At 43.4% G+C, this 10354-nt stretch carries 10 protein-coding genes; all 10 read left to right on the forward strand.

Translation table 11 applies throughout. From position 1 onward, the window contains the following. Positions 1-34 precede the first annotated feature (34 nt). Positions 35-574: an acyl-CoA thioesterase gene (locus AC1DRQ_RS20070; protein WP_429400820.1), complete on the forward strand. Its 540-nt coding sequence runs from the start codon at positions 35-37 to the stop codon at positions 572-574. A 76-nt stretch (positions 575-650) separates the two neighbouring features. Beyond that, entirely contained in the window at positions 651-854 is a 204-nt protein-coding gene (locus AC1DRQ_RS20075; RefSeq protein WP_310102883.1) for a YqaE/Pmp3 family membrane protein, read from the forward strand. 132 nt (positions 855-986) lie between these two features. Continuing rightward, positions 987-2333, forward strand: coding sequence for a sigma-54-dependent transcriptional regulator (locus tag AC1DRQ_RS20080; protein ID WP_477426545.1), 1347 nt, complete (start codon positions 987-989; stop codon positions 2331-2333). 260 nt (positions 2334-2593) lie between these two features. Continuing rightward, complete coding sequence (kdpF, locus tag AC1DRQ_RS20085) at positions 2594-2671, forward strand: K(+)-transporting ATPase subunit F (RefSeq protein WP_169611101.1); 78 nt, start codon at positions 2594-2596, stop codon at positions 2669-2671. 11 nt (positions 2672-2682) lie between these two features. Beyond that, complete coding sequence (gene kdpA, locus AC1DRQ_RS20090; RefSeq protein ID WP_477426546.1) at positions 2683-4398, forward strand: potassium-transporting ATPase subunit KdpA; 1716 nt, start codon at positions 2683-2685, stop codon at positions 4396-4398. A gap of 13 nt (positions 4399-4411) precedes the next feature. Then, positions 4412-6442, forward strand: coding sequence for a potassium-transporting ATPase subunit KdpB (kdpB, locus tag AC1DRQ_RS20095; protein ID WP_477426547.1), 2031 nt, complete (start codon positions 4412-4414; stop codon positions 6440-6442). A 21-nt stretch (positions 6443-6463) separates the two neighbouring features. Next, a complete protein-coding gene (locus AC1DRQ_RS20100) occupies positions 6464-7030 on the forward strand; it encodes a K(+)-transporting ATPase subunit C (protein WP_477426548.1) in 567 nt (188 codons plus the stop codon). Positions 7031-7169: 139 nt separating this feature from the next. After that, positions 7170-8219, forward strand: a complete 1050-nt coding sequence (locus AC1DRQ_RS20105) for an outer membrane beta-barrel protein (RefSeq protein ID WP_477426549.1) — start codon at positions 7170-7172, stop codon at positions 8217-8219. A gap of 180 nt (positions 8220-8399) precedes the next feature. Continuing rightward, complete coding sequence (locus AC1DRQ_RS20110; protein ID WP_477426550.1) at positions 8400-9530, forward strand: sensor protein KdpD; 1131 nt, start codon at positions 8400-8402, stop codon at positions 9528-9530. A gap of 1 nt (position 9531) precedes the next feature. Beyond that, positions 9532-10354 (forward strand): HAMP domain-containing protein (locus tag AC1DRQ_RS20115; RefSeq protein WP_477426551.1); only part of this gene is annotated, 823 nt, incomplete at its 3' end.

Below are 10354 nucleotides of genomic sequence, written 5' to 3' on the forward strand. Positions count from 1 at the left end.
TAAAAAATGTATCTTTGCATAAAAATCATACCCAATGACAGGAAAAGCGCCCAAAGAATCATATACCATTATGAATGAACTGGTATTACCCAATGATACCAACACATTAAATAACCTGATGGGCGGGCGCCTGCTGCACTGGATGGATATTGCCGCCGCTATATCGGCACAAAAGCATTGTAACCGTATTGTGGTAACCGCATCGGTTGATAATGTTTCGTTCCAGTCGCCAATTAAACTGGGCGATGTGATCAGCATTGAAGCCAAGGTAACCCGGGCATTCACTACATCGGTTGAAGTGCGGATGGACGTGTGGGCGCAAAACATCCCGTCGGGCACTAAAGTAAAAAGTAACGAGGCATATTATACGTTTGTAGCATTGGATGGTGACGGACAAAAAACACAGGTGCCGCCATTATTGCCCGAAACTGATAATGAGATCGCGCTTTTTGAGGGTGCACTGCGTCGTCGCCAGCTGCGTCTGATCCTCGGTGGTAAAATGTTGCCAAATGATGCAACCGAACTGAAAGCCCTTTTCTTTGGCGAACAACTCCCGCTAAACCTGCGCGATTAATTTCAGTAACAAAAATTTATCTTTATGGTCTAAACAGTATATGATACGGTGTATCAGCTGATAAAAACTAACAGCCATGAGATACTTTTTATGTTTTTTACTTCCTCCCCTGGCCATCTTAACAACCGGCAGGATTGGGGCATTTATATTGAATATTTTTTTAACCCTGTTTTTCTGGATACCCGGCGTAATACATTCCATACTGGTAACCAATGATTACTACGAGGCCAAAAGGCACCGCCAACTGATGCGGGCAACCCGCAGGGCAAGGGCCTGGTAAATGTGCAGATGTGCAAATTTTAGATGTGCGGATATGTAATGATTTTAGTTATTTGAAATCCGCATTCCTAAAATATGTGCATCCGAAATAATATCTGCACATTTGCACATCTAAAATCTGCACATCTGAAGGATGCAAAAAGGTAAGCTATTAATAATTGACGATGAAGAACGGCTGCGTAATCTGCTTGCCCGTATCCTGCAATTGGAAGGGCATGAGGTATTTACCGCTGCTAATGCTAAAGAAGGTCTGCGCAAATTACAACAGGAAAATATTCAGGTTGTATTGAGCGATGTTAAGCTGCCCGATATTGATGGTATTACCCTTTCTGAAACCATCAAAAAAAACTATCCCGCTACCGAAATTATTGTTTTAACCGCCTATGGCACCATTAACGATGGTGTAAAGGCGATAAAAGCAGGCGCTTTTGATTATATAACCAAGGGCGACGATAACGAAAAGATCATCCCGCTGGTAAGCAAGGCCATGGATAAAGCACTGTTGCAGCAAACGGTGATAGAGCTGCAAAGTAAGCTAAATGATAAATTTGGTTTTGACAGGCTAATAGGCAGATCAACAGCCATCAGTGATGTGATCAAACTGGCCCAAAAAGTAGCTTTAACCGATACCACTGTTTTATTATTAGGTGAAACCGGTACCGGTAAGGAAATTTTTGCCGAAGCCATTCACCAGGCCAGTAACCGCAGCACCAAATCATTCGTAGCTGTAAATTGCAGCGCTTTTACTAAGGAATTATTGGAAAGCGAATTATTTGGCCACAAGGCCGGTTCATTTACGGGCGCGCTAAAAGATAAGAAAGGCCTGTTTGAAGAGGCCAACGGCGGAACCATATTTTTAGATGAAATAGGCGAGCTTGATCATGATCTGCAAGCCAAATTGCTCCGGGTGCTGGAATCACAGCAGTTTTTAAAAATTGGGGATACCAAACCTACACAAGTTAACGTGCGCATACTGGCAGCAACCAACCGTAACCTGCAAACCGAAATTACCGAAGGGCATTTCCGCTCCGATCTGTTTTACCGTTTATCGGTTTTCCAGATCACTTTACCAGCCCTGCGCGAGCGTAAAAAGGACATCAAACTACTGGCAGAGTATTTTATGCAGTACTTTGCCTTAAAGGTTAAAAAACAAATAAATGTGTTAGGTGATACATTCGTTAATAAACTGGAAGCCTATGACTGGCCCGGTAACATCCGCGAATTGAAAAATATTATTGAACGTGCCGTAATACTGGCTGATAGTAATGTATTGGACGAAAGTCTGCTGCCATACGAAATTCAACAACAGCAGGTAAAGGCAGGCAGCCCCATCTCTGCATTTGATCTTTCATCTGTCGAAAAACTCCATATACAACGCGTATTGAACCATACACGCGGTAACCGTGCCGAAGCTGCCCACCTTTTGAATATCGGTATTGCCACACTTTACCGTAAGCTGAAGGAATACGGACTGGAATAATTCCCACTTTGATAACCACCTATCAAAATGATAGACTTATTTTAATTATAAATCTCATTTTATTTACCAAAATCCAATTAAATAGCTGAAAAACAGATATTTAATTGGATTTTGCTTTTTATGGCATCTGCTTGGTAAAGCATCCTGTAAAAACTTAATACAATGGATGTTTTACAAGTTATTATTTATGTGGTGGCCTTTATAGCCATCTTCTGGCTCTTCTTCAAATCAGTTAATTACTTCGAAAAAATCTAATCATCATGATCGCATTATTCATTGTGGCCATAGCTGTGTTTATATACATGGTGTACGTGCTGCTTAAACCCGAAAAATTTTAATTATTAGAACCATGAACACTGAAATTTCAGGTGTAGTATTTACCTACCTGCTCACGCTTGCACTGGCAATTCCATTAGGCCGGTATATTGCCCGTGTTTTTAAAGGCGAAAAAACATGGCTTGACTTTATGGCCCCTCTGGAACGTTTCATTTTCCGTTTCAGCGGCATCGATACCAAAAAAGAAATGAACTGGAAACAGCATTTATTTGCCCTGCTTACTATTAACAGCGTGTGGCTTATTTATGCATTTGTTTGTTTAATGGCCCAGGGCCACCTGCCTCTTAACCCCGATGGTAACGCCGGTCAATCCGCAGATACTGCCTTTAATACCGCCATTAGCTTTTTAGTGAACTGTAACCTGCAGCACTATTCTGGCGAAAGCGGCGCTACTTATTTTACACAGCATTTTGTGTTTATGTTCCTGCACTTTGTTTCGGCTGCAACAGGTATTGCCGCGCTCATTGTGTTATTCAGGGCATTAAAAGATAAGGTGACTGACAAGCTGGGTAACTTTTGGGATTACTTCGTAAAATCCATTACCCGTATATTACTGCCTATATCATTTGTTATAGCTGTTATTTTTGCTTTTAACGGCATGACTACCAGCTATGCCGGTAAAGATACCTTTATCAGTATGCAGGGCGATACCGTTCACGTATCACGTGGTCCGGTTGCAGCCTTAGTTGCTATAAAGCATTTAGGTACCAATGGCGGTGGTTGGTTTGGTGCCAACTCGGCCCATCCTATTGAAAATCCTAATTATTTGACCAATACTACCGAGCTGGTAGCACAGGTATTGATTCCCATTGCCCTTGTATTTGCTTTAGGTTTTTATCTCAATAAAAAGAAATTCTCATATGTAATATTTGGGGTGATGACCCTCGGGATGCTGTTACTGCTTATCCCAACCATGAACGCCGAACTGAATGGTAACCCCGCTATTACCCATATGGGCGTCAGTCAGCCAACCGGTGCTATGGAGGGTAAGGAAGTAAGGTTTGGTCCGGCTAACTCTGCTTACTGGAGCATCATGACTACCATTATATCAACAGGTTCTGTAAACTCCATGCACGATAGTGCCATGCCGGTATCCGGTACAATGATGCTGATGGGTATGATGGTGAACTGTTTTTATGGTGGTTGCGGGGTAGGTTTTTTAAACTTTTACATCTTCATCATCATAGCCGTATTTATTTCGGGCTTGATGGTAGGGCGAACACCGGAGTTTTTGGGCCGCAAGATAGAGGCCCGCGAAATGAAGATTGCATCACTGATCGCTTTGTTGCACCCCTTTATCATACTGGTAGGTTTAGCCATATCATCATACGTACTGGTACACATGCCCGGTGCAGATTGGGCTGTAAAACCATCGGCATGGCTCAATAACCCGGGCAACCACGGTTTTTCTGAAATGCTGTATGAATACACCTCATCAGCAGCCAACAACGGTTCGGGCTTTGAAGGTTTGGGCGATGGTAATATTTTCTGGAACGTTACTACAGGTATAGTAATGATCCTGGGAAGGTTCCTGCCAATCATTGGTCCGTTGGCTATTGCCGGTTTACTGGCCAATAAAAAATTCATTCCGGAATCGGCTGGAACGCTTAAAAGCGATACCTCAACTTTTGGGGTGATGATCTTCGCGGTGATCATAATCATTGCTGCCCTGGCATTCTTCCCATCATTGGCATTAGGCCCAATTGCCGAACACTTTTCCTTAAAATAATCATCGTAAAAAAATGAAATCATCTCAAAATACATTATTCCAGGGCGATCAGGTGAAAGATGCTTTAAAGCAGTCATTCATCAAACTTGACCCACGCATCCTGTTCCGTAACCCGGTGATGTTCACCGTAGAAATTGGAACGTTTGTGATGCTCATAGTAAGCGCATATTCCTTTACCAATAAAAGCCAGGGTAGCTTTGCTTATAATTTTACCGTGTTCATTGTTTTATTACTCACAGTATTGTTTGCCAACTTTGCTGAAGCCATTGCAGAAGCACGTGGCAAAGCACAAGCCGAAAGCTTACGTAAGACCCGCGAAGAAACACCCGCCCGTTTGCTGGTTAACGGCAAAGAAACTAAGGTGATGTCGTCCCAGTTAAAAAAAGGGGATGTGTTTATCTGCGAAACGGGTGACAACATCCCTACCGATGGTGAGATCATTGAAGGTATTGCTACCATTGATGAATCGGCCATTACGGGAGAATCTGCCCCGGTGATCCGTGAATCAGGTGGTGATAAATCATCTGTTACCGGCGGTACCAAAGTACTATCCGACAAGATCAAGGTGATGGTAACCACCCAGCCCGGCGAAAGTTTCTTAGATAAAATGATCGCTTTGGTTGAAGGTGCATCACGCCAGAAAACACCAAACGAGATAGCTTTGACTATTTTACTGGCCGGCTTTACGCTCATCTTCGTGATTGTATGTGTTACCCTGAAACCATTTGGTGATTATGCCAATACGCCCATAACTATAGCTGCTTTTATATCCTTATTTGTGTGTTTAATACCTACAACTATCGGTGGCCTTTTATCGGCCATCGGTATTGCGGGTATGGACAGGGCACTGCGTGCCAATGTGATCACCAAATCAGGTAAGGCTGTTGAAACTGCCGGTGATTTGGACACTTTATTATTGGATAAAACAGGTACGATCACCATTGGTAACCGTAAAGCCACTAACTTTTATCCGGCTAATGGTATTAAACAACAGGACTTTGTTACCGCTTGTGTTTTAAGTTCGTTGGCTGATGAAACCCCCGAAGGTAAATCGATTGTGGAACTGGCTGGGGAGGATAAAACGGTACCATCTGTAAAAGCCCCAAAAGATTCAGTATTTATTAAATTCACTGCCGAAACACGTTCCAGCGGTTTGGATACGCCCGATGGCTTACGTATCCGTAAAGGGGCTTTTGATTCTATTCGCAACATAGCGCTTAAGGCCGGTCATCAATTCCCCGCCGAAGTAGAGGATAACGTTAAAAAGATCTCATCAAACGGAGGTACTCCTTTAGTCGTATCACAAAATGAACAGATCCTGGGTGTGATCGAATTACAGGATATTATTAAACCTGGTATAGCCGAACGTTTTGAACGCCTGCGTAAAATGGGTGTTAAAACCGTAATGGTAACCGGAGATAATCCGCTAACTGCCAAATTTATTGCTGAGAAAGCCGGTGTGGACGATTTTATAGCCGAGGCCAAGCCAGAGGATAAAATGAATTACATTAAGGCAGAACAACAGGGCGGTAAACTGGTAGCCATGATGGGCGATGGTACTAACGATGCCCCTGCGCTGGCCCAGGCCGATGTTGGTGTGGCCATGAACAGCGGCACCCAGGCTGCTAAAGAGGCCGGTAATATGGTGGATCTGGACAATGACCCAACCAAACTGATCGAGATTGTGGAGATCGGTAAACAGTTGCTCATGACACGCGGTACGCTTACTACATTCTCTATCGCTAATGACGTGGCCAAGTATTTTGCTATTGTTCCGGCTTTGTTCATGGTTTCCATCCCGGCTTTAAAAGCATTGAACATCATGGATCTGCACAGCCCGCAATCAGCCATATTATCGGCGGTGATCTTTAACGCGATCATTATTCCGTTGCTGATCCCACTGGCTTTAAGAGGTGTGGAATATAAGCCTATTGGCGCCAGTGCGCTATTACGCCGCAACCTATTGATATACGGACTTGGTGGTATATTGATACCCTTTATCGGTATTAAACTGATTGATCTTGCGGTAGCATTCTTTATATAATTATCTCAAAATTTAAATAAAATGAAAACATATTTGTTGCCCTCATTAAAGTTAACGCTCATACTGATCGTAATAACTGCAGGCATATACCCTTTAGCTATAGCCGGTGTAGGTAAATTAACTCCCGGTCACGGTGATGGCGAAACCATATCTTACAAAGGCCGTGTAGTGGGCTATGCAAACGAAGGCCAAAAGTTCACTAAAGACGAATACTTCTGGTCACGCCCATCGGCTGTTGATTATAATGCAGCTGGTTCAGGCGGTTCAAACAAAGGTCCTTCAAATCCCGACTACCTGAAACAGGTGGAGGGTCGTATCCAGGATTTCTTAAAACATAACCCCGGTGTAACCCGTGCGCAGATCCCTGCTGAACTGGTTACCGCATCGGGCAGTGGTTTGGATCCTGACCTTTCACCCGCAGGTGCACTGGTACAGGTTGCCCGCGTAGCCAAAGCACGTGGTTTATCAGCCGATCAATTAACCAAACTGGTTGATGAACATACTGAAAAACCCATGTTGGGCTTATTTGGCCCTGCCAAAGTAAATGTGCTTAAACTGAATGTTGCTTTAGATGAACTAAAAAAATAAACCGGGACTGTGCGATTCCTCTCATGGGAGGGTAGGGGTGTGTTGTTTTAAAACTAAGAAGAACACACCCCTGCCGTCGCACAAAGCCAATACAGCCTCTCTCAAAAGGGGGAGATTAAAAAATAACCTAATCAGAACAATGAAGACCTTTACATTAATACCTGCAATTTTATTAATAACCACCCTGATGGCCAAAGCTCAGGACACTACAAAAACAGCAGCACCTGATCCGCCACTGGTGATCACCGGTTCGGTAGATGCGTATTATAAATATGATTTTGCCAACAAGAAAGGSAATATCCCCACCAGCTTTGCCTCAGACCATAACTCCATATCCATAGGTATGATAGACCTGGGACTAAAGAAAAAAGTAGGTAAGGCGGCATTTGTAGGCGAACTGTCTTTTGGTCCGAGRGGACAGGGGCAGTCTATCCCCAATGCAGGCGACAATGGCGATTCGTTCCACATCCAGAACTTATACATGTCATACGATGTGACCGATAAGTTGGTACTGACYGGTGGTTACATGTCAACCTTTATCGGTTATGAGGTGATCAGCCCRGTAGGTAACTTTAACTATTCCACTTCGTACATGTTCACCAATGGTCCGTTCCAGAATGCAGGCTTTAAAGCYACTTATGCTTTCTCGGAYAARGTGAGCTTRATGGCCGGGATATTTAACGATCAGTGGAATGCCTATAAATCRGCCAACAGTGTAAACAACTTTGGTGCACAACTGATGGTAGTACCGGTAAAAGGCTGGACCGCTTACCTGAACGTGATCACCGGTGGTACMGCAGGTACCGAGTTTGACCTGACCACTGCCTATCAGATCACCGATGCCTTTAAACTGGGTTTAAACGCGGCTGATTACAAAGCCACCAATGGCGTAACCGGCGGTTTTACAGGCGTGGCCTTATACCCACAGATAGCGGTATCAAAAGATGTAACCCTGGGATTAAGGGGTGAGTATTTTAAAACCAAAACCGGTGATTTTGTTTTGGCCGGCCCTGCAGCAGGCGAGCATGTAACCGCGGTAACGTTTACAGCTAACATCAAAGCAGGCCCGCTGTCACTGATCCCTGAGGTTAGGTTAGATAACGGATCGGCAGAGGCATTTACCAATCACTCCGGTGATCCGTCTAAAAACGCTTCACAGTTTGTTTTAGCAGCGGTATATGCGTTTTGATATTGAAGATAAGTATGGATTGTTTTTATAATTAATTTTTGGTTGTTAATTATAAATTTAGTTTGATGAACATCTATACTATAAAAGGGGATTTTTCGGGATCTCCTTTTATTAGTTTTATTTAAGCATGGGGTGGTGCGGTTCACCTCTTGAAAGGGGAACTTTATAACAAAAACTTAAATGAGCGAAGAAAATAAAGAGCAATCCGTTGAGCATTTTCTGGAACTGATAAAACGTTCGCGGAGAGGTAAATTTAAGGTTTACATAGGCATGAGCGCAGGTGTAGGTAAAACTTATCGTATGCTGCTGGAGGCCCAGGCTTTATTGCGCAATGGCATTGATGTTAAAATAGGCTATGTTGAAACCCATAACCGTAAAGAAACAGTGGCACAACTGGAAGGTTTGCCGGTAATACCGCGCCGTAAACTGTTTTATAAAGGCAAGGAACTGGAAGAGATGGACTTGAAAGCCATCATCAGCCTGCGTCCCGAGGTAGTGATTGTTGATGAACTGGCACATACCAATATTGAAGGCAGCAGTAACGAAAAGCGCTGGCAGGATGTAATGGAGATCTTAAATGCGGGTATCAACGTGATCAGCGCGGTGAATATACAGCACATGGAAAGCCTGAACGAAGAGGTGGAACGGATAACGGGGGCTACCATTAATGAACGCATACCTGATAAGGTTTTGCAAATGGCCGATGAAGTAGTGAATATTGACCTTACTGCCGATGAACTGATAGACCGCTTAAAGGAAGGAAGAATATATGATGAAAAAAAGGTCCCTCTGGCGCTCAATAATTTTTTTCAGGCCGACAGGATATTACAGTTGCGTGAACTGGCCCTGCGCGAGGTAGCTCACCAGGTTGAACGTAAAATTGACACCGAGATACCTAAGAACATTAAGCTGCGGCCCGAACTTTTTTTGGCTTGTATCAGCACCAATGACGCGTCGGCAAAAGTAATTATACGTAAAACGGCAAGGCTGGCATCCTATTACCGTTCCAAATGGTATCTGCTATATGTACAAACATCAAGGGAGAGCAGCGATAAAATAAACCTGGCTTCGCAGCGCCACCTGATCAATAATATGAAACTGGCCACGCAGTTAGGTGGCGAGGTGCTAAAAGTAAAAAGCGACCAGATAGCCAAATCCATTTGGGAAACGGCCGAAAAATATGATATCACAACTATTTGCTTAGGCAAGCCGCGGTTTAAATTTTACCAGGTGATCATGAAAACCGCTGTGTTTACCCAGTTATTAAATAAAATGTCTAAAACAGATATTGACCTTGTAATACTATCATAACATGACCATTAAAAATAAACTCCGTACGGGCATTGGCTTTTTGTTTGTGCTGGCCCTTATATGCTGCGGATTATCCGTGTACTATTTAAACCGCCTTTCGGCCGATGCCGGGGTGATATTAAAGGATAACTATAAAACACTGCAGTATGCGCAAAAAATATTGTCGGCAATTGATGCAAATAACGGTCCGCTAAGTAAAGCACAATTAAAGGTAATTGATGTTAACCTTAACCTGCAGCAACATAATGTTACTGAACCAGGCGAGGGAAAACTCACCGACTCCTTAAGCGCCGTTTACGATAAAATTAAACTGCTGCCTAACCAGGATGCGGACCATCAAACGCAGTTACGTGTGCAGGCAAGGCAGTTGGTTTACGGTATTATGCAGTTAAACATGAGTGCTATAGGGCACAAGAATGATATTGCTAAAGGCACAGCTAACAAGGCCACCATACTGGTTGCTTTTTGCGCGGCATTTTTATTTTTGGTCGCCTTTAGTTTCGCGGTAAATTTTCCTGGTTATATAGCTAATCCGCTTAAGGAGTTAACCGCCCGGATAAAAGAGGTATCAAACCGTAATTATCATCAGCAAATTGATTTCAGATCAGATGATGAGTTTGGCGAACTGGGGCAAGCTTTCAATATCATGACCAAAAAATTGGATGAGTTTGAGAACAGCAACCTGGCCAGTATCCTGTTCGAGAAAAAGCGGATAGAAACCATCATCAATTCTATGCACGATGCTATTTTGGGTTTGGATGAAAAGCTTATTATCATATTTGCCAATGAGGTGGCCTGTACCCTGATTGGTATGACGGCTGAGC

It is taken from the genome of Mucilaginibacter sp. P4_E8, from assembly GCF_056401495.1.